The organism is Clostridium akagii DSM 12554 (assembly GCF_000686725.1).
In the GTDB taxonomy this organism is placed as follows: domain Bacteria; phylum Bacillota; class Clostridia; order Clostridiales; family Clostridiaceae; genus Clostridium_I; species Clostridium_I akagii.
In genome coordinates this window covers 579287-602102 of sequence record NZ_KK366007.1, presented here as the reverse complement: position 1 = coordinate 602102, position 22816 = coordinate 579287, and the positions used below count along the sequence as shown (strand labels likewise).

Below are 22816 nucleotides of genomic sequence, written 5' to 3'. Positions count from 1 at the left end.
ACATACAATGAAATTTAATTTATACCTCAAATTCTAAAATATTGTAGTCCTCATAGGCTATTTTTTTAAATTGACTCCTACTTAGAACCAAAATCTTGTAATTTCCTGTACTAAATATCATAAATGTATAATAACTCTTTCTGCTATATTTCTGAGCTAAACTCCATTCTCCTTTTTCAAATAAATAGAATTCATAAACTACTTCTCTTCCTCCATCACAAGATACATTAAAATTAATACTTTCATTAACCGTAGGTCTTATTTTATCACATTCAATGGTAGTATTAGTGATTGGAAGAGCATCAAATATGCGTAGTTTTATATTTCTTTTGCAATCAAAACTCATGTCACTTTTTTTATTTTTAGCGAAAATTTCCACTTCATAAAATCCAGAACATTTAGGTTTAATTATATATTTATTATCGGGTATATATTCTGTTTCTTCAACGATTCTATCATTCATTTTTAATGTATATTTATTCAATATATTTTTTGTATTTTCTGAAACAACTGTAAGTTCTATTTTATCTCCCACCATATAATGATCATTATATGGGAAAAGAACATAGTCAATACTGGCAGGAATATAGCTTAGCACTTGTAAATAAACAAGACTGTGACTATCATACTCTTTTGATGAGAATTTATCTTTAACCCTAACTTCTAGTTCATAATTTCCACATTTTTCACCAGTATAATTAACCCAGTTGCATGCTCCATAGGCTATTTTTTCTACATTTCCATCCTCATCTTTAACATGAAATGAATATCTAAGTTCACTTCCTCCATCTGCTATAGCTTTTATATTAATAACTTCACCAATTAATATTTTATCCCCCTTATCTTTTATTACTTCTTTTATAATAACAGGGTCATACTTTATATCCTCAATGTTAAACTCCAAACTTGCCTTATCCTCATAATCACCTTTAAACGTATCATCTTTTACTAAAAGCTGTATTTCATAGTTACTTGCTTCTTGAGGTTTCCACTTAAAACTATCACTTTTCAAATATCCTGTATCTTTATTTTCTGCTCCTTGAATTACATATCTATATAATAGATTTCTCCCACCACTAACAACTGGCTTTAATGTTATCTCATTTTCAATGGACTGAGGAGATGAAACATCTGTAATGAAACTCTTTATTTTTACAGGTCTATATTTTTTTACATTATACATAATTATTGCTCTTTCGTCATAGGGGCTAGGCGAATACATATCCTTAACCATGCATAAAAGTTTAAACTCTCCAAAACCTTTTTCTATGTAGCTTACTATTCTTTTAGTTGAATAGTTTTGAATACATAAAGTGTTACCTTCAGCATCGATTTTAACAAATTTATACAAAACAAGTCTGCTGTCATCATATTCTATATCTACTTCAAAAGTAATTTCTGTATCCATCAATAACTCTTGTGTAAGACATTTGAAATCCTTTATTTCAATTTTATTTATTTCAAGCACATTGTAAGCTGCATTTTCAGAATCATCATATTTTTCTTTGGAATCTAAAAGTTTACATTGAACTACAAGTTCTTGTTTCCCAATTTTTGTACCCGTCCAAGTTATCATATCGTCGGCGCTATAATCCTTTAAAAGTATCCAACTATCATCTTGTTTTATAGCATACTTAAATAAAAGTCCACTCTTATCAGTTTCAACCTTTGCAGTTATCTTTTCTCCAACAGTAAACTCATCCTTGTCCAAGGTTACCTTGGTAATTATCTTTTTCTCAATATCTCCAATTATGTACTCTACCTTGCTTAAATAGTTAAAAGGTTTTGTCTCGTTATTCCTTCGAGCTTGCACCATTATAGTATATATTCCATCCTTTTCTGGTTGCCATTCAACTGATTTATCTTTTGAAAAGTCCCTTAAAAGGTTCCATTTACCATGCAAACCTATGAAATATTTGTAAAGTAAATCTTCTTCAATCTCATCTGCAATGCTAACGATTATATTTGGATTGACATTCTGAGGACTTGCTATATTAAATTTGATTTCAAATTCATTCATTAAATTCATCCCCTGTTAGTATAATCTTTTTTTTTCATTATACATCATTACCATTATTTGTCACAAGCTTTTTGTTTACATTCCTAAATTTTTCTACTAATATGATTATAAACATTCCTTTAAAAATTAACTACATTTTTACGGAGGTCAAAAATGAATATTATTAGAGCATCTATAACCAGGTTTAATTCTATTGAATTCAATGTAGACAATATCAATGATTTTAATTTAGTTCAGTTTTATGTTAAAAATAGAGATAAATCTATAAATATTATTAGTCATTACAATAATAATAACATAATAACTCTAGTTTTGTCAGAAGAAGTAGATATAAAATATCCTTGTACCCTATATTATGATGAACATACCTTTGCCAGTTGTGATTATTATAAACTCTTCGCTTGTGAAGAATTTAATGCTAGATTTTTTACATTAGATGAACTTGGATTATACTACAATGAAACTTTTTCTGAATTTAGAGTTTGGTCGCCTGTAGCAATTTCCGTAAATTTACTTATTTATAATAAAGGTGATGTAACAGATTTAACTTCAAAACCTACAAAAATACAGATGTCAGAAATAAATGGATTATGGTCCGTACGCGTAGATAAAAACCTAAAAGGCAGATTTTATACTTATGAGATTAATGTGAATGGAAACATTAATGAAGCTGTAGACCCTTATGCCAAAGCTGTTTCCATTAATGGTGGAAGAGGAGCCATAATAGATTTACTCAAAACTGATCCTATTGGCTTTGAAAATGATGCACCAATAAATCATGAAAATTTTTCAGATACCGTAATTTATGAATTGAGCATTCGAGATATTAGTACAAATAAAAATGCTGGGATTAAAAACAGTGGTAAATTTTTAGGCCTTACAGAAAAAAATACAAAAACTAAAAACAATATCCCAACTGGTTTAGATTATATAAAATATCTTGGAATAACCCATGTTCAAATAATGCCTATGTTTGATTTTTCATATAAAAGCATTGATGAAAAAAATCCATATAAATATAATTGGGGATATGATCCTCAAAACTATAATGCACCAGAAGGTAGCTACTCCACAAATCCTTATAGTCCAAGTTGCCGAATAAATGAATTAAAGCAAATGATTCTTGCTTTTCATAAAAATGGTATAGGGGTTAACATGGACGTAGTTTATAATCATGTCTTCGAGTTTAAAAGTCACAGTTTTGAACTGATTTTCCCCGGGTATTATTTTAGACATAATGAAGATGGTTCTCTTTCAAATGGAACTGACTGTGGTAATGATACTGCCTCTGAAAATCTCATGATGAAAAGATTCATCGTTGATTCTATGTTGTTTTGGGCAAAAGAGTACCATCTAGATGGGTTTAGAATTGATTTGATGGGCATTCACGATATAGATACAATAAACACCCTAAGACATAAATTAAATATACTAGACAGAAATATAATGCTTTATGGTGAAGGTTGGAATCTTGCTACTTCCCTTAGTAATGATAAAAAAGCTACCATTTCTAACTCATCAAAACTACCTGAAATAGGTTTCTTTAATGATATAACCCGTGACTTACTGCAAGGTAACGTTTTTTCTAAAATTGATAGGGGATTTATAAGTGGAAAAGAAGATCTTGAATCAAAAATCATGTCTTCTGCTCTAGGATGCACAAAATATTCTAATTTTATAAGTGGTCCATTTTTATCGCCCTTGCAATCAATAAACTATATATCCTGCCATGACAACATAACCCTTTGGGATAGATTAATGTTTACCAATAGCCAGGAGTCAGAAGAAAACCGACTGGAGAGGCTTAAATTTGCAATTGGAATTTTGCTTACATGCCAAGGCATACCTCTTTTATCTTCTGGAATGGAATTTGCAATTTCAAAAGGTGGTATTGAAAACAGCTTTATTTCACCAGATGAAATAAATTCCATTGATTGGGAACGACGAGATGAATATATTGAATTAGTGGAATATGTAAAAGTCCTTATAAATTTAAGAAAAACTCATTCTGGTTTTAGATTAAGCACTTTGGATGATATAAAAAACAATATAGAATTTTTATTTGTTCCTTCTAAAAACACAGTAGCTTTCATTATAAAGAGCATAGATATTACTGACTCTTGGCATAATATTGCTGTTATTTATAACGCAAACCAATACTCCGTTGAAGTAAAACTTACTCCAGGAACATGGAAACTTGTAACTAATAAACATGTGGCTAGTAACAAACCTATAAGCAGTCATAATGGTTTATTTTTGGCTGAAGGTATAGGGGTTAGCGTGTTATACAACACTCACTAGTCCACAAATCAATAATGTAGCAGAAAAAAATAACTAGCTTGCTAGTCTATTTTTTTCTGCTACATTATTCTAGTGACCATTTTTCAGAGCCTTCTATAATTCGTTTCAGTGAAATATACAATTTTTCATCATCATCTTTATTTCTCTTTTTATGATTTGAAGTCTTACCTCCACCTTTTCTAACTTTTTGGCTTATATGCCTCTCAAAAAGGAGTCTTTCAATATTTTCATTTGAATATATATTGCCTTTAGGGCTTATGGCATAAGCTTTTTTAGGTAATACCATAGCTGCAACGCCAAAATCCTGAGTAATTACTATATCGTCTTTTATTACAGCATTTACAATTTTCATATCTACACTTTGATATCCACTGTCAGCATATATAATAGTACTATAATCACTGGTCAAAACATGATTTGTGTCACAATACATTATTACTTCAATTTCATTTTCTCTTGCTGCCTTCTCTATTAATTCTTTACCTGGACACGCATCTGCATCCACAATTATTCTCACAAAAATCACCATCTTAAAAATCCTGCCTAAAAAGGCAGGATATAATTATTTCTTTAACTTTGCTTCAAGTTCAATTTTCAAGTCTTCATATCCTGGTTTTCCAAGAAGTGCGAACATATTTTTCTTATATGCTTCAACTCCTGGTTGATTAAATGGATTAACGCCAAGTAAATATCCACTTATCCCACATGCTTTTTCAAAGAAATAAACAAGCTGCCCAAAATAGTAAGGTGTAAGTTCTGGTACATTTAGTACAATAACTGGAATTCCACCATCATTGTGAGCTAGAACTGTTCCTTTAAATGCTTGCTTATTTACAAAATCTACAGTCTTTCCACTTATGAAATTTAATCCATCAAGATTTTCAGCATCTGTACCTATTGTAATTTCTTTTTTTGGTTTTTCAACATTTATAAAAGTTTCAAATATATTTCTTACGCCATCTTGTATATATTGACCCATAGAATGAAGATCTGTTGAGAAATCTGCTGCAGCTGGGAATATTCCCTTGCCATCTTTTCCTTCACTTTCTCCAAATAACTGTTTTAACCATTCACCAAAATAATGTAAAGAAGGTTCAAAATTAACCATTATTTCTATGCTTTTTCCCTTTCTAGATAACGCATTTCTTGCTGCTGCATATTGATAGCATTCATTTTTTGTTATATCAGTGCTTGAATAATTTTCTCTTGCATCAGCTGCACCTTTCATAATACTATCTATATCTATACCTGCTGCTGCTATAGGTAAAAGTCCAACTGCACTTAGCACGGAATATCTTCCACCAACATCGTCTGGAACAACAAATGTCTCATAACCTTCATTACTTGCTAAAGTCTTTAATGCACCTTTTTTTGCATCGGTAGTGGCATATATTCTTTTTCTTGCTTCTTCCACACCATATTTTTTCTCAAGAAGTTCTCTAAATATCCTAAATGCTAAAGCAGGCTCAGTTGTTGTACCTGATTTTGATATAACATTAACAGAGATATCTTTATTTTTTACAGCTTCTAACAATTCAGATAGATATGTGGAACTTATGTTGTTTCCACAATAATATACTGCTGGTCCTTTTCTAGTGTCCTTATCTACACTATATGAAAATGAATGTGATAACATTTCTGTTGCAGCTCTTGCACCAAGATATGAACCACCAATACCAATAACTATTAGTACATCTGAATCTCCTTGTATCTTTTTAGCAGCCTTTTTAATATTTTCAAACTCTACCTTATCATAGTTAACAGGCAAATCAACCCAACCTAAAAAGTCGCTTCCATCGCCAGTTCCATTAGCAATCATGTCATGTGCTGTGCCTACAAGGGCTTTTAAACTATTAACTTCATTGTCACCTAAGTAAGGTTTTGTGTTTTTAAGATCTAATTTTAAAGATTTTTCCATATGTATAACCTCCGATATTACTTAATAAATTTTCATCAATTAAAATTTTAGTCCATATAAAAAAATAAATCAAGTTAATATTGGGTATATTATTACTTAGATGCTTACAAAAGTATAAAATTATTTTATTTTTTTATTGTTAAAAGTTTGACAAGCATATAAAACTGTTATATAATAGGTTCATAAGATTAGTACACAAATTAAAAAACAGTTACGAGGAGGATTTTATTATGGAAAAAGTGATTAATGTAAAAAATGTTATTGGTGAGAATTTTACCTGTGCTGATGCAATTTTATTAAAAAGTAATTTTAAAGTTGCCGACCATGAAAGTGTGGTACTTGATTTCAATGGTATAAACGATGTACCAACAACCTTTTTCTACAATCTATTTTCTGATATTTTATATACTCAGAACAGAGATAAGTCCTTTAAGAACATTAAAGTTAAAAACTTAGCAGCAATGGATAATTACAATAGAGTAATTAATGGAACCACATTGTCTTAATCCCCCAACTTATAGATGCCTTCCCAAAAGCAAAATTTAGGTACATTGTATTTAAGTTTAGTTTTTAATTATAATATAGCAAAGCTGTATATAGCCTTGCTATATTTTTTAGTTTAATGCCTTAATATAAATTCCTAGCTATTTCTATTAGTTTTTCTTTTGTATTTAGTTCAGGGCTTTCTAAAACCTTATCAAGTAACAAATTTAAAGCAGCTCCAATTTTTTTACCTGGCTCTATTCCTAGTTCTATTAATTCATTTCCATTAATATTTAAATCTTTTAGGCTAAAACATTGTTTTTCTTCAATGATATTGTTTATTTCAATTTCCAGCATTTTTAAATTCTTATGTCTTTCAGAATAAAAATCCAAATTTTGTGCTTTTATATCTGCTTCTTTAACCTTTAATAGATCTGTTAAATTATCTTCACCAATTTTATTAAGTAATCTTCTTATTTGTTTTTGGGTGGTTATCTGAATATCATGATATTCTACTAAAATCAAAACCCTTTCAATAGTTTTATTATCATATTTCATTCTTGTTAAAATCTCTTTAGCCAGCCGTATAGATTCCTTTGGATGTTTATAAAAATGATCAATGCCTTTTTCATCAGTGGATAAACAATTAGGTTTACCTATATCATGAAAAAACATAGTTAATTTTAAGACTAAATCCTTCTCAATATTGTTAATGCTGCAGAGTATGTGTTCACCCACATTAAAAACATGATAAATATTGTTTTGTCTTGTGTTAAAGCAACTTTCAAATTCTGGGATAAAATATTGTAATAATCCAAAGTTATATAATTGTTTAACCTTAGACCCATCTGAAATTATTATTTTATTAAATTCTTCTCTTATCCTCTCTATAGATACATATTTTATATTATTTGATAAATTGGGTATAGATTCACTTATATCTCTGTCCAAGCTAAAATTAAGTTGTGCCTGAAATCTTATTGCCCTTAGCATCCTTAATGCATCTTCATTAAATCTGTCATTTGCCTTACCTACACATCTTATAATTTTATTTTTTAAATCACTTATTCCCCCAAAACAATCTACCAAGCCATCCTCATGGTTATAAGCTAAAGCATTAATTGTAAAATCCCTTCTTAACAAATCATTCTTTAAACTACTAGTAAATTCAACTTTTTCCGGATGCCTATTATCTAAATACTCTCCATCAATTCTATAAGTAGTAATTTCATATGGAATTTTATCATTTCCTATTAATGTTACTGTGCCATGTTTTAACCCAGTGGGGATAACTTTATGAGTTGCTTTGAATATATTTATAATAACCTCTGGTAAACAATTTGTTGTGATATCAAAGTCCTGAGGAGTGCGACCTAATAAACTATCTCTTACGCATCCTCCAACTACATATGCCTCATAACTAGACTCCTTTAGTTTTTTTAATATATCTTCTGCTCCCCTTGGCACATTTATTTTATTCAATATAATTCACCTTCTTTTTTTTGATTCAATTGTAAATATGACTTAATTATATTCTATTTTAAATTATAATTCTCTAATATATAGGAAAAACATCATATGCCTTAGACATCTGAAAGAAAATAACAAGTCAAAGATGCGACGGATATTTTGTGCCAGACAAGGCGACATGTCCCGCTAATAGTGGTGCTATTTAAGGGTTATGTCAACGCGGTATGGCACAAAATAGACTAGCATACTGACTAGTTATTTTTTTGAAGATGCCCTAACATAAAAAAGACTATCTCTAGTCTTTTTTATGTTAACTCATCTGAAAATAAATAACTGTATTTATTAATTCGCTATATTATATTCTTCTGTAATTTTAGCATAAATAGGATCATCCTTAGCTAAAAAAACACAATTATCAGGTTCATCTCTTATGACAACTGTAGCAGCTTTACTATCAAAAATACAATAAGATTGCCCGTTGTATTTAAGTTTAGTACTCCCACAATGCCAACATTCTTTACTAATTTTCATAAATAACCATCTCCATAATTTAACATTTATAGAGTATTATTCGATAAAAAAGTAAATATTCCTTTTTTTATTAATGATTATTAATGTTTCCTTCGTATTTAGCATCCCTTTTATCAATTAACAACTAAAAGAAGTTGCATAAAAATGAATATAAATCATTTTCATGCAACCTTCTTTTTTAATGGTATTTTCCTTTAGCTGTTTGGCGAGTCCTGATCAACATGTACAACATGAGTATTTGTATTTGTCGTATTATTATTTAATACCCCTGTTGATATTGTTAGTGTCAGCATTAAACATCCTAGTGCCATAGCAAAAGTTTTAATTAGTTTGTTTTTCATAGTAAAAACCTCCAATTAATTTAATTTTTTTGATAATTTCAAATATTTTTTACATGTGTCTATCTTATTTTGATTTAAATACATAATGGCTAACTCATTGTAAACTGTTTTGAGCTTGTCATTATTTGCAGTATTCTTTATTAACTCAATAATCTCAAGATAAACCTTTTCTAAATTTTCAATATCTTTTATTTTATCGTAGATTTTTCCTAATAAATGATTGCCTTTTAGTAAATATTCTAAATATTTATATTCTTTTGCATATTTAATACCCAATTCAATAGTCTTAATTGCTTCGTCTATTAAGTTTTGCTTTAATAGAACTTCTGATTTTTCTATAAGTGTCGCCGCTAAGTTTGCTTTATCAATGTCATTCCTAAATTTTTCTGCCATTTCAAAATATTTTATACTTTCCTTAAAATCATTTTTATGACAATAATTCAAGCCCAAATTATTATATATGTAGCCTAAAAAAATACTTTTATCATCTGAAATTTTAGTAAGCAAAAATTTATATATCTCTATTGCTTTATCATATTGACCTATGGCACTATAGCAGGTGGCTTTAGTATTGTAAGCATAGACATATAGTCTATTATCTTCTTGTTCATCACATACGAATAAAAATCTCTCAATAGTTTCTAAAGCTAAATCTATTCTATTTAATTTTTTATAGCTATTTGCTAAAGAATATAAACATAATTTCCTTGTTTCACTGTCACTATATTGGGAGCAGTAATATTGACTTAATTGATAATATTCAACGGCTGCATCATATTTCAAATCATCTGCATTAAAAACTCCTAGTCTCCAATAAACATAACCTAGTTTTTCATTTTCCCCAATATTTATGTATATCTCCCTGGCCTTTTTATAAATATCGCAAGCTACCTCAAATTCTTTTTCTTTGAAGTAAATTTCACCTAGTCCACAATATGCTTTTGCCTTAACTTTTATTAACTCGTATTCTTCTGCTAATTGAAAAATTTCATCAATTGTACTTTTAGTTATGTCATCATTTTTAAGCTTGTTTAAACAATAAATTTCAGCATCTTCAGCTGGGGAACGCATTAAATATGCTTCGTCAATATTCATTATAATGTTAAGTTCTTCAGCTTTTTCGTTAAACTTCTCTGCAAGTTTTACGCCTGTAGCAAAGGTTACGTCTCTTCTTCCTGTTTCAATCATACTTATAAGTCCTCTTGTGACTTTTTCTGAGACTAAATCCTCTTGTTTCATATTTAATTGCTCTCTTAGTTTTTTAACCTTCTCTCCCGTCTTTAAAAATTTCATTTCATCACCTTTTCCCACAATATTCTATATATGTATAACATACAATGTTTTAATGAAAATAGCAACATCTTTTATTACTTAATGTTTTTATAATTTTATAAGAAAACGGAGTAACACCAATTCGTCAACATGATTTAATCTGCTCCATGTGTTTTTACTTATCGAATTGGGATTTACTCCACTTTTAATTTCAGAATATTAGGATATGAGAAAGTACAAACACTCTTGATGCGTTCCCGCATCTATTTTTTTACAATACAATACGCTCTAAAAAATCAGTTCTCCTGGTTTATAACCGCTCGGCAATTCTTCCTCACTTAAAAATTTAAAATTGTCATCACGAAGTATTGGTAAAAATGCTTCATATGGTATTGCATCGAACTCACAGGCATAATTACTTGCCCCGAACCATTTGCCCTCTTTGCTACTCAAATTTAAATCTCGTGCAAATTTTGTATAGTTTGAGCAATCATGAACTACCAAATCCCAATTTTCTTCATCTGCTATTTTCATGAATTTCAGAGTTAATTCCCTACTCCAAATTGGAGATATATAGCCATGTCTACAAATATACATGTTTTCTCCATAATAATTGTCTATGTTATTCTCATTTAAATGTAATTCCGCACAATTAATAAAATCCAGTTTTGTATCTAAGATTGCTTGTTTTTTCTTAAAAAAATCTCCGAAAAACTCTGGAGTCATTGGAGTTTCAATACCTACATTTTTAATATATTTTTTCGCTATTCCAATATTTTCAATAACTTTATCTGAACAACTAGAAGCACCCAGGTTAAAACGTAGTTCGTTAAGACCGGCTTCACCTAATGCTTTCAATGTCTCTTCTGTAGCTAAAGTGCCATTTGTATATAGATGTTGATAAACCTTAGCATCACTAAATTTCTTTATAACCGAATAATATTTTTCAATTTCCATAAATGGTTCCAAATAAACGTAGGCAACTCCAGTAGGTTTATTGTGACTGGAAAGAAGTAGATCAATATCCTTCTCATAAAATTTTGTGTCTCCAATTTCCCACATACCTTCGCCAATTGGAGGAATATTATCTAGATCTCCATAATTATAGCAGAACTTACACTCTACGTTACATTTGTTAGTTTTCCTAATTGCACCAAGTCCAGTGCCCAGTAAACAAGAACGGCATCCTCTAGGAAATTTACTTTCATTTCCCACAAAAATAGTTCTATTCTGTAAAGTTTTTAAACCTTTGATTTTTGAAATTAAAGTATCATTTCTATTATCGATTGCCGCCTCAATTTGCGCAAAGGTAGAATAAATGATTTCTTGTTGTTTTGTCATAATTCCCTCTTCCTCAGGCAATGATGAAAAAAATTCGAACCAACTTAGTGCATCTTTCTTTGAAATTTTCATAATGTATCCTCCTCATATAATTAATCTTATCTTTTGTGCATGAATCTATTTTTTCAAAACATTCTACTCCTGAAAACAATGAATACATTATATCCTAGAGGTTATTTGAAATCAACTTAAGTTTTCTGTTAATATTTATTTTTACAATAGTCAATTTAATAATTACTATAAATAATAAAGAGAAAAAGGGTATAATCATTTCTGACTACACCCTAAGAAAAAATTGATTCCCTAACATTTCATTACAACACAATCAGTTTATTCCCACTCAATTGTAGCTGGTGGCTTACTTGTTATATCATACACAATTCTATTTACGCCTTTAACTTCATTTACAATTCTTCTTGAAACTATGTCTAGCACTTCGTAGGGGATTCTAGCCCAATCACAAGTCATCGCGTCAGAGCTTGTTACTGCTCTTAAGGCTATTGTATGGCAATATGTTCTCTCGTCTCCCATAACTCCAACAGATCTGATATTAGGCAGGCATGCAAAGTACTGCCAAATACTTTCATCAAGATTTGCATTTGCAACTTCTTCTCTAAATATGGAATCTGCTTCTCTTACAATCTCTAGCTTTTCTTCTGTGATTTCACCAAGCACTCTGATTCCAAGACCTGGTCCTGGGAATGGCTGTCTCCAAACTAGTTTATGAGGAATTCCTAGTTCTTCACCTACAGCTCTAACCTCATCTTTAAATAGTTCTCTCAGTGGCTCAATAAGTTCAAATTCCATATCTTCTGGAAGTCCACCAACATTATGGTGACTTTTTATAGTAGCAGAAGTGTCCGTACCACTTTCAACTACATCAGGATATATGGTTCCCTGTACAAGATATGCTATATCACCTAATTTTTTAGCTTCCTCTTCAAATAATCTTATGAAACCTTCTCCAATAATCTTTCTTTTCTTTTCAGGCTCGCTTACACCTTTAAGTTTTCCAAGAAATTTTTCTTTAGCATTAACCCTTATAAGATTAATATCAAACTGTTCTCTAAATACCTTTTCAACCTGATCTCCCTCATCTTTTCTAAGAAGACCATGATCTACAAATATACACGTAAGCTGTTTTCCTATTGCTTTATGAACTAGTACCGCTGCAACAGAGGAGTCAACCCCACCTGAAAGCGCACAGATGACTTTTTTATCTTTAACTATATCTTTTATAGCCTGAATTTTTTCTTCTGCAAATGAGCTCATAGACCAGTCACCACTGAGCTTACAAACATGGAACAAAAAATTCGAAATTAATTTTCTTCCAAAAACAGTATGTTCTACTTCTGGATGGAATTGAACGCCATATATATTTTTTTCTTCATTTACCATAGCCGCAACTGGACATTCTTTAGTGTGTGCAATTGTTTTAAAACCTGCTGGTGCTTCTGAGACATAATCTGTATGGCTCATCCATGCAGTATTTTTCTTTTCAATTCCTTGGAATATATTGTAGTCTCCTGAAATTTGAAGTTCAGTTTTTCCGTATTCTCTAATTTCTGCATTTTCAACTTTTCCACCAAGTGCGTGAGTTATAATTTGATGACCATAACATATTCCAAGCACCGGTACTCCAAGTTCAAATATTTCCTTATCTATTTTAGGGGCACCTTCACCATAAACACTGTTTGGTCCACCTGTTAAAATAATAGCCTTTGGAGCCTTTTCCTTAATCTTATCAATAGTATAAGTATAAGGAACTATTTCACAATATACTTTGTTTTCCCTAACTCTTCTTGCAATAAGCTGATTATATTGACCTCCAAAATCTATAACTAAAACTAATTCTCTTTTCATAGTTTCCTCCCAAAAGGTATTTATTTTACTGATTAACGCTGTAATTTGGAGCTTCTTTTGTTATAGATATATCATGTGGATGACTTTCTCTAAGTCCTGATGAAGTTTGAACCACAAATATTGATTTTTCATAAAGATCATTAAAAGTTTTTGCTCCTAAATATCCCATACCTGATTTGATTCCGCCAACAAGTTGATATATAGTATCTAAAACAGACCCTTTGAAAGGTACTCTTCCTTCAACACCTTCTGGAACAAGTTTTTTGTTGCCTTCTTGAAAATATCTATCTTTGCTTCCATTTGCCATTGCAGCAAGTGAACCCATACCTCTATAAACCTTATAGCTTCTTCCTTGATACATTTCTATTTCTCCCGGTGCTTCTTCACAACCTGCAAATAATGATCCAAGCATTACTACCTTTGCACCAGCAGCTAGTGCTTTTACAATATCCCCCGAGAACTTTATGCCTCCATCAGCTATAATAGGTACTCCAGTTCCTTTAGCTGCTTCAACACAATCCATTACTGCTGTAAGTTGTGGTACTCCAACTCCGGCAACTACTCTTGTTGTACATATTGATCCTGGTCCTATGCCAACTTTTACAGCATCAGCTCCAGCTTCAATTAAATCAGTTACAGCATCTGCAACTGCTATATTACCTGCAATTATTTGAAGATCAGGATATTTTGCTTTAACTGCCTTTACAGCATCTATTACCCCTTTTGAATGTCCATGAGCAGTATCTAGTGTTATAACATCTACATGAGCATCTACAAGTGCCTCTACTCTATCCATCATGTCTTCAGTAACGCCTACTGCTGCTCCACAAAGAAGTCTTCCCTGTGAATCTTTAGCTGCATTTGGAAATGCCTTAACCTTTTCAATATCTTTTATTGTAATAAGTCCTTTAAGGTTATTATCATTATCTACTAAAGGGAGCTTTTCTATTTTATGCTCTTTTAATATTTTTTTAGCTTCATCTAAAGTAGTTCCTTCTACCGAAGTAATAAGATTTTTTTTAGTCATTACTTCAGAAATTAATCTTGTGTAGTTAGTTTCAAAAACTATATCTCTATTTGTAATTATTCCAACTAATTTACCCTGAACCGTTATTGGCACTCCAGAAATTCTATATCTAGCCATTAATTCTAATGCCTGTTCAATAGTGTTTTCTGGTGCTAGTGAAAAAGGATTTTTTATTACTCCATTTTCTTGCCTTTTTACCCTATCTACTTCAGACGCTTGTTCTGCAATACTCATATTCTTATGAATAATTCCTATTCCGCCTTCTCTTGCCATAGCAATTGCCATTTTAGATTCAGTTACAGTATCCATACTGGCGCTCATTATTGGAAGATTTAATTTGATAGTCTTAGTTAAATTTGTTCTAAGATCCGCATCTCTTGGAAGGATTTCAGATTTATTTGGTAATAGTAGTACATCGTCAAAAGTGTAAGCCTGTTTTAAAATTATAGCCATTTGTAAATAACTTCCTTTCTTTATATATAATTTTGGGTAAACAAAAAAGCGTACTAATTTCACGGAGTGAAGATTAGTGCACCTTAAAATGGGACAAAGGTATACGTAAAAATCACTCATAGTCGGAAATTTGCGGCTTCCGGTAGATACTCCTTGCCATATTCAAGGTATATACGAGTTATTCGTTGAGTTTATATATTAATATTAGTATAATTTTATGTAAAATATGCCGATTTGTCAATTGAAAATACTTCCATGTACTTATATTAAATGAATTAGGCAATGATATCTTTTCACAGTTTACTTAATTATTATAATGCTTTTTGTAACAATATTAAAGTTTTACATGATAATTTTGCGAAAATAATATTTTTTAGTAAATTAATTAGAAATTAATCAAAACTTAAAATAAAATTAACATAGTTGTTTTTACTATTAACTATAATTAAAGTAATATAATAACACATGAGGTGCTGAAATGAAGATTGATAGTGAACTTAACGCAATACTTAAAACTGGCGATATATCTACATTATATCAACCCATTGTACAACTAAATAATGGCGAAGTAATAGGATATGAGGCACTTAGTAGAGGCCCTAAGGATTCACCTTTATTCTTTCCAGATATGCTCTTCAATATTGCTGAACATTGTAATATGCTTTGGGAACTAGACTTATTATGTAGAACAAAAGCACTTGAAGGTGCCATTTCGTTAGACAAAAGCAAATATTTATTTATTAATGTAAGTCCATCAATAATAAGAGATTCTAAGTTTAAACAGAATTTTTCAAAAGAATTTATAGGGAAAAATAATATTGTTCCCTTAAAAATTATTTTTGAGATAACTGAAAAAACTTCCATTGGTGATTATATAAGCTTTAAGGATACTCTTAATAATTATATTGGACAAGATTATACTGTACCAATTAACCAATCAAATTCTAATTTAACTAACTTCACTGACCTAGAACCTCATTTTATCAAAATTGACATGAAACTTATTCGGGGTATAGATACAGATTCATTTAATCAATCAATAATTAAAAATTTTGTTTCCCTTTCCGAGAGTACAGGTACAAAACTCATAGCTGAAGGCATTGAAACGGAAGCTGAACTTAGAACATTAATTGAGCTAAAAGTTTATGCTGGACAAGGCTTTTTTTTACAGTCACCAGTATCTGGTTTCAATAATATACCAAAAAATATATATGAGCTAATCATCAACATAAATGGTAACGTAGGTTATTCCTTTGAATTCAACAAAAATCGAATAGGTCAAATTGCCTCAAAGGAACCTTCATTTATTGAATCAGTTTCCTGCAGAGTCATAAAAGATTATTTTTCTAATTCTAGGGCCACAGGAGCCTGCATTATAAATTCTAGTGGAGTTCCTGTAGGTCTCTTAATGGAACATACCTTAAACTCCATGTTAGCTACACAGTATGGTAATGCAATCTTCTATAAAAGACCTGCTTCTATTGTAATGAATAGAACTCCTTTAATCGTTGATTATACAACCCCAATTAGCACCGTATCAAAAGTAGCTATGCAGCGAGATGACAATACTCTTTATGACTATGTTATCGTAACAAAAGATAAACAATACTCTGGTATTGTTACAATAAAAAAGCTATTAGAATATACAACTACTATGGAGACAAACTATGCCAAAGAATTGAATCCATTAACAGGACTTCCTGGCAATGCAATAATATTTAGTGTTCTAAGGGATGTAATAACTAGTTGTAAAGATCATTGTGTTTTATATTTTGACTTGAATAATTTTAAAACTTACAATGACACCTACGGTTTTGAGAATGGAGATAAGGTTATAAAATTTACAGCAAACTTACTAGAAAAATATATAAAAGGTGCCTCTCCTTTTAATAGTTTTGTTGGTCACATTGGTGGAGATGATTTTATAGCCATATTGCAGGCTCCCTTTGAAACTTGCATAGATGTGTGTAAAAATTTTAATAATAAATTTGATCATGGTATTCTTAAATTTTTCAATAAAACTGATAGGGAAAATCGTTATATTTTAGCCACCGACAGAAAAGGAAATAAGGATATATTTGGGCTTACTTCTATGAGCATTGCAGGTATGTATGGTAATTTTGAAAAATTTTCAGATGAAGATAGCATATCTCAATATATAACTTACATCAAAAAGCAGGTTAAAGCTGAGAAAAAGAGTGCTTACTTTATTGAAAATCTAAATTTCATCTGAAATTTTTCCTAGAATTAAAAATATAAAAAAAGTGCCTCGTAAAAAATCTACGAGACACTTTTTTATTGGGAGAATTAGTACATTCCTTCCATTCCGCCCATTCCTGGTGCTCCGCCCATTGGAGCTGGATTCTTATCAGGAATATCTGCTACAACACCTTCTGTTGTTAAGAATGTTGAAGCAACAGATGCTGCATTTTGAAGTGCTGATCTAGTAACCTTAGTAGGATCAACTATACCGGCACCAATCATATCTACATATTTTTCACGTAGAGCATCAAAACCAATTCCTTTTTCACTGTGTATAACTTTTTCTATTATAACAGAACCTTCAAGTCCAGCATTAGTAGCTATTTGTCTAACTGGTTCTTCAAGTGCTTTTATTATTATGTTAATACCAACTTGAATATCTGGTTCTTCATCAGTAAGTTTACTGATTTCTGGTAAAATATTAACATAAGCAGTACCACCACCTGGAACTATACCTTCTTCAACAGCAGCCTTTGTAGCAGCAAGAGCATCTTCTATTCTAAGTTTTCTCTCTTTAAGTTCCGTTTCAGTAGCAGCTCCAACTTTAACTACAGCTACTCCACCTGCAAGTTTAGCAAGTCTTTCTTGAAGTTTTTCTTTATCAAAATCAGAAGTTGTATCTTCAATCTGAGTTTTAATTTGTGCCACTCTATCATGGATTGCAGTTTTATCGCCTTTTCCATTAACTACAGTAGTATTTTCTTTAGTTATTTTAACACTTTCTGCTCTTCCAAGAAGATCTAAAGTAACATCTTTAAGCTCTCTTCCTAGTTCTTCAGAAATCACTTCTCCACCTGTTAAAGTAGCTATATCTGTAAGCATTTCTTTTCTTCTATCGCCAAAACCTGGTGCCTTAACAGCAACACAAGTGAAAGTACCTCTTAATTTATTAACAACAAGAGTTGCAAGTGCTTCTCCTTCTATATCTTCTGCTATTATTAAAAGTTTTTTACCTTGTTGAACTATCTGCTCCAAGATTGGAAGTATATCTTGAATACTAGCTATTTTTTTATCTGTTATTAATATAAATGGATCATCTAAATTAGCTTCCATTTTTTCAGTGTCAGTAGCCATGTATGGGCTTAAGTATCCTCTATCAAATTGCATTCCTTCAACTATGTCAAGTTCTGTTCCCATAGATTTTGATTCTTCTACGGTAATAACACCTTCATTGCCGACTTTTTCCATAGCATCTGCAATAAGTTTTCCTATTTCAGGATCTGCTGCTGATATTGCTGCAACTCTAGCTATATCCTCTTTACCATTTATAGGTTTTGATAATTTTTCTAGTTCGCTTACTGCTGCAACAACTGCTTTCCTTATTCCTGTTCTAAGAAGTATTGGGTTTGCTCCAGCAGTTACATTTTTAAGTCCTTCTCTTATTATTGCTTGAGCAAGAAGTGTTGCTGTAGTAGTACCATCTCCAGCTACATCATTTGTTTTAGTAGCTACTTCTTTTACAAGTTGTGCTCCCATATTTTCATATGGATCTTCTAGTTCTATTTCTCTAGCAATACTAACACCATCATTTGTAATTAATGGTGACCCGAATTTCTTATCAAGGACTACATTTCTTCCTTTTGGTCCTAAAGTAACTTTGACTATATTAGCAAGTTTGTCTACGCCTTTTTGCATAGCTCTTCTGCCTTCTTCACCTAATAATACACTTTTAGCCATCTCAAAATCCCTCCAATAATATTTAAATTTATATTTTTCTAATTATTCCTCAACTACTCCTAATATATCATCTTGCTTTAATATCAAGTATTCTTCACCATCTAGTTTAACTTCATTTCCACCATATTTTGAAAAGAATACTCTGTCATTAACCTTAAGTTCCATTTTAACTTCTTTTCCATCAACATATCCACCAGGTCCAACTGCAACAACTTCAGCCATTTGTGGTTTTTCCTTTGCAGCTCCTGTTAGAACGATTCCGCTTTTTGTTGTTTCTTCTGCTTCTAATCTTTTAATAACAACTCTGTCTCCAAGTGGTCTAATTCTCATCTCAAAACCCTCCTCATATATTAAAAAACAAATCATATTTTCTGTTAGCACTCATCATTGTTGAGTGCTAATACAATTATTATGATAATTAATACCATGCAAATAATCAACTTCCTTATTTTAACCAATACAGCTGATTATAGCAATGTAGTCTATTTATATTCCTTACAGTAGGTATATTAAGTATTTACTATGTATTTCTTGAAATTCCTAAAAAAGTTATATATAATAATATCATTAGTCTATATTAACCCTATTTATGATATTATTTTTAAATAATTGTCAATAATTATAACTAGATGCACTGGAGGTAATTATATTGAAGAAATATTTTTTGTTCCACTCATTAATAGCTATTGTGCTTGTTATGTTTACTATTACTTTTTCCACAAAAATTGTCTATAACTTTAAACCACTTTATTATTATGATATCGTTAATTTAAATATAGAAGAAACCTCAAACCTATCCTTAACTTCTATAAAAAGTAACTACAACTATATTATTGATTATTTAAATGAAAATAATACACATGAGTTTAAATTACCTTCTCTCCCATCCTCAAAGGACGCTATAACTCATTTTTCTCAGGTGAAAAATGTTTTTAAAATTCTTAATTATATATTTTATTTTTCTATGCTACTTTTAATACTTGTTATAATAATTACAACCAAACTAAAACAATTTTTATATTTAAAAATATCTAGTATTTTAATATTGGCAATGCCAATATTACTATTACCCTTGTCCCTTATAAATTTTGATACGACATTTACTCTTTTTCATAAAATAATCTTTCATAATAGTCTTTGGTTATTCAACCCTGAAAAAGATCCTGTAATACTTATGCTACCTCAGAATTTTTTCATGCATTGCTTCATATTCATAATTCTACTTAACTTTTTATGTGGGCTACTATATATTTTGATATATAAAATGACACTAAAAAATAGCCAGTAAATTATGCTACAATTACTGACTATTTTTTTAATTAGGCATCTGAAAGAAAATAACAAGTCAAAGATGCAACGGATATTTTGCGCCAGACAAGGCGACATGTCCCGCTAATAGTGGTGCTATTTAAGGGTTATGTCAACGCAGTATGGCACAAAATAGACTAGCATACTGACTAGTTATTTTTTTGAAGATGCCTTAAGCATGCTAATTATATTCATTTCATCAAATTATACTTCTATATTGTTTTCTCTTGCATAATAGAACAAATACTGCTGTGCAAAACCTGACAATTCACCAAATTTATCTCTTCCAAACTCTCTTATCTTTTTAAGTGAAACATCTGGTGCTACATAAAAATGCATCATTGCTCTTTTAACCCATACATCCACAGGAAATGCCGAATATTTTTGCATGGAGAATAACATTATGCAATCTGCTACTTTTGGACCTACACCCATAAATTTTTGAAGTTCAATATGACACTCATTGTCATCTAATTTAAATATCTGCTCCAAAATTCCAGTGTTTTCATAAACTTTTTGACATGTGTTAAAAATATATTTGGCTCTAAAACCAATACTACAATTTTCAAAGTCCTCTAAGGTTTTAGTGTGAAGCTCTTCTATTGTAGGAAATGAATAGTATATCTTCCCTTTATATTCTATTTTTTCTCCCCACTTCTCACTTATAGTTGCTATTGCTCTCTTAATCATAGGAATCCTATTGTTTGAGGATATTATAAATGATAATAAAAGCTCAAAATGTTCCTGTTTTAATAATCTTATACCTTTGCCAAAGTCTACAGATTTTTTTAAAAGGGCATCTTTACTAAGCTCCTTTTTTATTTCTGTATAATCTCTGTTTAAATCAAAGTATTCTTGCCAAATTGTTTTAAATTCTTCTATGTTTGTGTTATAAATTATTAAGTCTTCGCCGTTTTTTTCAACTTCAATCACTTTACCATATGCAATACCAATAAATTTTCCTGTTTCAGTTTTATTCCACCTAAAACATTGACCACATTCAAAAACATGATCTAATTCAAAATTTTTAACTTTTTTTACTACCACATAATCGTTAAAACCTTCTACTTGTTTAAAATCCATATTTACCCTCTTTTTCTGCCTTACGCTAAAATACAACATATTTTATAAATTAGCTTGCATAGTTTATATGGCTGCTATTTATTTTCACCACTTAAATCTTCATGTATTGCTTTTGCCGCTTTTTTTCCAGCACTCATAGCAAGTATTACTGTTGCCGGTCCCGAAACTATATCTCCACCTGCATATACGTGACTTTTAGATGTTCTTCCTGTTTCCTCATCAATTTTTATAAGATTTTTTCTATTTACCTCTAATCCTTTAGTAGTATCTTTGATTTTAGTGTCAGCTCTAGATCCTATAGCCATAATCACCATATCTACATCTAGTACAAACTCAGAATTTTTAATTGGAACAGGACTTCTTCTCCCTGATTCATCTGGCTCACCTAGTTCCATTTTAATGCACTTTATTCCACTAACCCAACCATCTTTATCACCTAAAATTTCAGTTGGGTTTGTTAGTAGATGAAATTCAACGCCTTCATTTTTAGCAAATTTAACTTCCTCAACTCTTGAAGGTAGTTCCGCTTCTGACCTTCTATATATTAGATACGCCTCTGATCCAAGTCTAATTGCAGTTCTAACTGCATCGATTGCTACGTTTCCACCGCCAACTACTGCTACTTTCTTGCCAACAACTAATGGAGTTTTGTAGTCATCTCTGTAATCTTTCATTAGATTATTTTTTGTAAGAAATTCATTTGATGTAAGTACTCCATTTAAATTTTCACCAGGTATGCCCATAAAGTTAGGGGTTGCTGCTCCTGTCCCAATAAACACAGCCTCAAAACCTTCTTCACCTAAAAGCTCATCTATTGTAACTGTTCTTCCAACTATAACATCAGTTTCTATCTTTACACCAAGCTTTTTAATATTATCTATTTCATGTTTAACTACAGTACCCTTTGGAAGTACAAACTCTGGTATTCCCCATGCAAGTACTCCGCCTAGTTCATGTAAAGCTTCAAAAACGGTGACTTCATAACCAATCTTGGCCAAATCTCCTGCACATGTAATTCCCGCAGGTCCACTTCCTATTACTGCAACTTTTTTGCCATTACTTTCAGCCTTAGTGCTAAAATCAATTTCATTTTCTCTGCACCAGTCTGCTACAAATCTCTCTAAATTACCAATAGCTATTGGCTCACCTTTTATCCCTAATACACAACCTCCTTCACATTGAAGTTCTTGTGGGCATACTCTTCCACAAATTGCTGGCAATGTGCTGGTCTCTGCTATAATTTTTGCTGCGTATTCAAAATCATTGTCCCTAATTGCTTTAATGAAGCTTGGTATCTTATTATTTACAGGACATTTACCGATACACATTGGTTTCTTACATTGAAGGCATCTATTTGCCTCAGTAATAGCCTCTTCTTCATTATAGCCAAGTGATACCTCATTGAAATTACCTATTCTTTTAGCTATGCTCTGTTCACGTACAGGCGTCCTTTTCATTCTATCCAT

At 30.9% G+C, this 22816-nt stretch carries 18 protein-coding genes and 1 riboswitch; of the genes, 4 read left to right on the top strand and 14 right to left on the bottom strand.

The window, feature by feature from the left end; genetic code table 11:
- Positions 1 to 19: 19 nt before the first annotated feature.
- Positions 20 to 2020, bottom strand: coding sequence for a triple tyrosine motif-containing protein (locus BR66_RS0118315; RefSeq protein WP_026884211.1), 2001 nt, complete (start codon positions 2018 to 2020; stop codon positions 20 to 22).
- Positions 2021 to 2173: 153 nt separating this feature from the next.
- Between BR66_RS0118315 and pulA the strand changes: the two genes are divergently transcribed.
- Entirely contained in the window at positions 2174 to 4321 is a 2148-nt protein-coding gene (pulA, locus tag BR66_RS0118310) for a type I pullulanase (protein ID WP_026884210.1), read from the top strand.
- 64 nt (positions 4322 to 4385) lie between these two features.
- Here the strand turns inward: pulA and BR66_RS0118305 are convergent, their stop codons facing one another.
- Together BR66_RS0118305 and BR66_RS0118300 are read right to left on the bottom strand one after the other, a co-directional pair.
- Positions 4386 to 4838 (bottom strand): YaiI/YqxD family protein, encoded by a 453-nt coding sequence (locus tag BR66_RS0118305; RefSeq protein ID WP_026884209.1) that lies wholly within the window; start codon positions 4836 to 4838, stop codon positions 4386 to 4388.
- Between the two features lie 45 nt (positions 4839 to 4883).
- The gene (locus BR66_RS0118300; protein WP_026884208.1) at positions 4884 to 6239 is read right to left on the bottom strand and encodes a glucose-6-phosphate isomerase; all 1356 of its coding nucleotides are present in this window, start codon (positions 6237 to 6239) and stop codon (positions 4884 to 4886) included.
- Between the two features lie 230 nt (positions 6240 to 6469).
- On the opposite strand from BR66_RS0118300, the gene BR66_RS0118295 reads away from it, so the two are divergent.
- Positions 6470 to 6745 carry an STAS-like domain-containing protein gene (locus BR66_RS0118295; RefSeq protein ID WP_026884207.1) on the top strand — a complete coding sequence of 92 codons (276 nt, stop codon included), beginning with the start codon at positions 6470 to 6472 and terminating at the stop codon, positions 6743 to 6745.
- A 121-nt stretch (positions 6746 to 6866) separates the two neighbouring features.
- Here the strand turns inward: BR66_RS0118295 and BR66_RS0118290 are convergent, their stop codons facing one another.
- From BR66_RS0118290 to guaB, 7 genes are all read right to left on the bottom strand, one after another.
- Complete coding sequence (locus BR66_RS0118290) at positions 6867 to 8207, bottom strand: CCA tRNA nucleotidyltransferase (protein WP_341350076.1); 1341 nt, start codon at positions 8205 to 8207, stop codon at positions 6867 to 6869.
- A gap of 327 nt (positions 8208 to 8534) precedes the next feature.
- Positions 8535 to 8723, bottom strand: a complete 189-nt coding sequence (locus BR66_RS0118285) for a hypothetical protein (protein WP_026884205.1) — start codon at positions 8721 to 8723, stop codon at positions 8535 to 8537.
- Positions 8724 to 8917: 194 nt separating this feature from the next.
- A complete protein-coding gene (locus tag BR66_RS25830) occupies positions 8918 to 9064 on the bottom strand; it encodes a hypothetical protein (protein WP_156946323.1) in 147 nt (48 codons plus the stop codon).
- Positions 9065 to 9079: 15 nt separating this feature from the next.
- Positions 9080 to 10357, bottom strand: a complete 1278-nt coding sequence (locus tag BR66_RS0118275; RefSeq protein WP_026884204.1) for a helix-turn-helix domain-containing protein — start codon at positions 10355 to 10357, stop codon at positions 9080 to 9082.
- 267 nt (positions 10358 to 10624) lie between these two features.
- Positions 10625 to 11749 (bottom strand): radical SAM protein, encoded by a 1125-nt coding sequence (locus BR66_RS0118270; protein ID WP_026884203.1) that lies wholly within the window; start codon positions 11747 to 11749, stop codon positions 10625 to 10627.
- 258 nt (positions 11750 to 12007) lie between these two features.
- Positions 12008 to 13540, bottom strand: a complete 1533-nt coding sequence (gene guaA, locus BR66_RS0118265; RefSeq protein ID WP_026884202.1) for a glutamine-hydrolyzing GMP synthase — start codon at positions 13538 to 13540, stop codon at positions 12008 to 12010.
- A gap of 25 nt (positions 13541 to 13565) precedes the next feature.
- Positions 13566 to 15020, bottom strand: a complete 1455-nt coding sequence (guaB, locus tag BR66_RS0118260) for an IMP dehydrogenase (protein WP_026884201.1) — start codon at positions 15018 to 15020, stop codon at positions 13566 to 13568.
- Between the two features lie 99 nt (positions 15021 to 15119).
- Positions 15120 to 15217, bottom strand: a riboswitch (purine riboswitch).
- Positions 15218 to 15498: 281 nt separating this feature from the next.
- Here guaB and BR66_RS0118255 point away from each other — a divergent pair.
- Positions 15499 to 17253: a GGDEF domain-containing protein gene (locus BR66_RS0118255; RefSeq protein ID WP_026884200.1), complete on the top strand. Its 1755-nt coding sequence runs from the start codon at positions 15499 to 15501 to the stop codon at positions 17251 to 17253.
- Positions 17254 to 17327: 74 nt separating this feature from the next.
- On the opposite strand, the gene groL is transcribed toward BR66_RS0118255, so the two are convergent.
- Together groL and BR66_RS0118245 are read right to left on the bottom strand one after the other, a co-directional pair.
- Complete coding sequence (groL, locus tag BR66_RS0118250; RefSeq protein ID WP_026884199.1) at positions 17328 to 18959, bottom strand: chaperonin GroEL; 1632 nt, start codon at positions 18957 to 18959, stop codon at positions 17328 to 17330.
- Between the two features lie 42 nt (positions 18960 to 19001).
- Positions 19002 to 19289 (bottom strand): co-chaperone GroES, encoded by a 288-nt coding sequence (locus BR66_RS0118245; protein ID WP_026884198.1) that lies wholly within the window; start codon positions 19287 to 19289, stop codon positions 19002 to 19004.
- A 358-nt stretch (positions 19290 to 19647) separates the two neighbouring features.
- Here BR66_RS0118245 and BR66_RS0118240 point away from each other — a divergent pair, with 358 nt between their 5' ends.
- Positions 19648 to 20247 carry a TIGR01906 family membrane protein gene (locus tag BR66_RS0118240; protein WP_278246824.1) on the top strand — a complete coding sequence of 200 codons (600 nt, stop codon included), beginning with the start codon at positions 19648 to 19650 and terminating at the stop codon, positions 20245 to 20247.
- Positions 20248 to 20471: 224 nt separating this feature from the next.
- On the opposite strand, the gene BR66_RS0118235 is transcribed toward BR66_RS0118240, so the two are convergent.
- Both BR66_RS0118235 and gltA read right to left on the bottom strand, forming a co-directional pair.
- Complete coding sequence (locus BR66_RS0118235) at positions 20472 to 21350, bottom strand: DNA-3-methyladenine glycosylase family protein (RefSeq protein ID WP_026884196.1); 879 nt, start codon at positions 21348 to 21350, stop codon at positions 20472 to 20474.
- 74 nt (positions 21351 to 21424) lie between these two features.
- Complete coding sequence (gltA, locus tag BR66_RS0118230; RefSeq protein WP_026884195.1) at positions 21425 to 22816, bottom strand: NADPH-dependent glutamate synthase; 1392 nt, start codon at positions 22814 to 22816, stop codon at positions 21425 to 21427.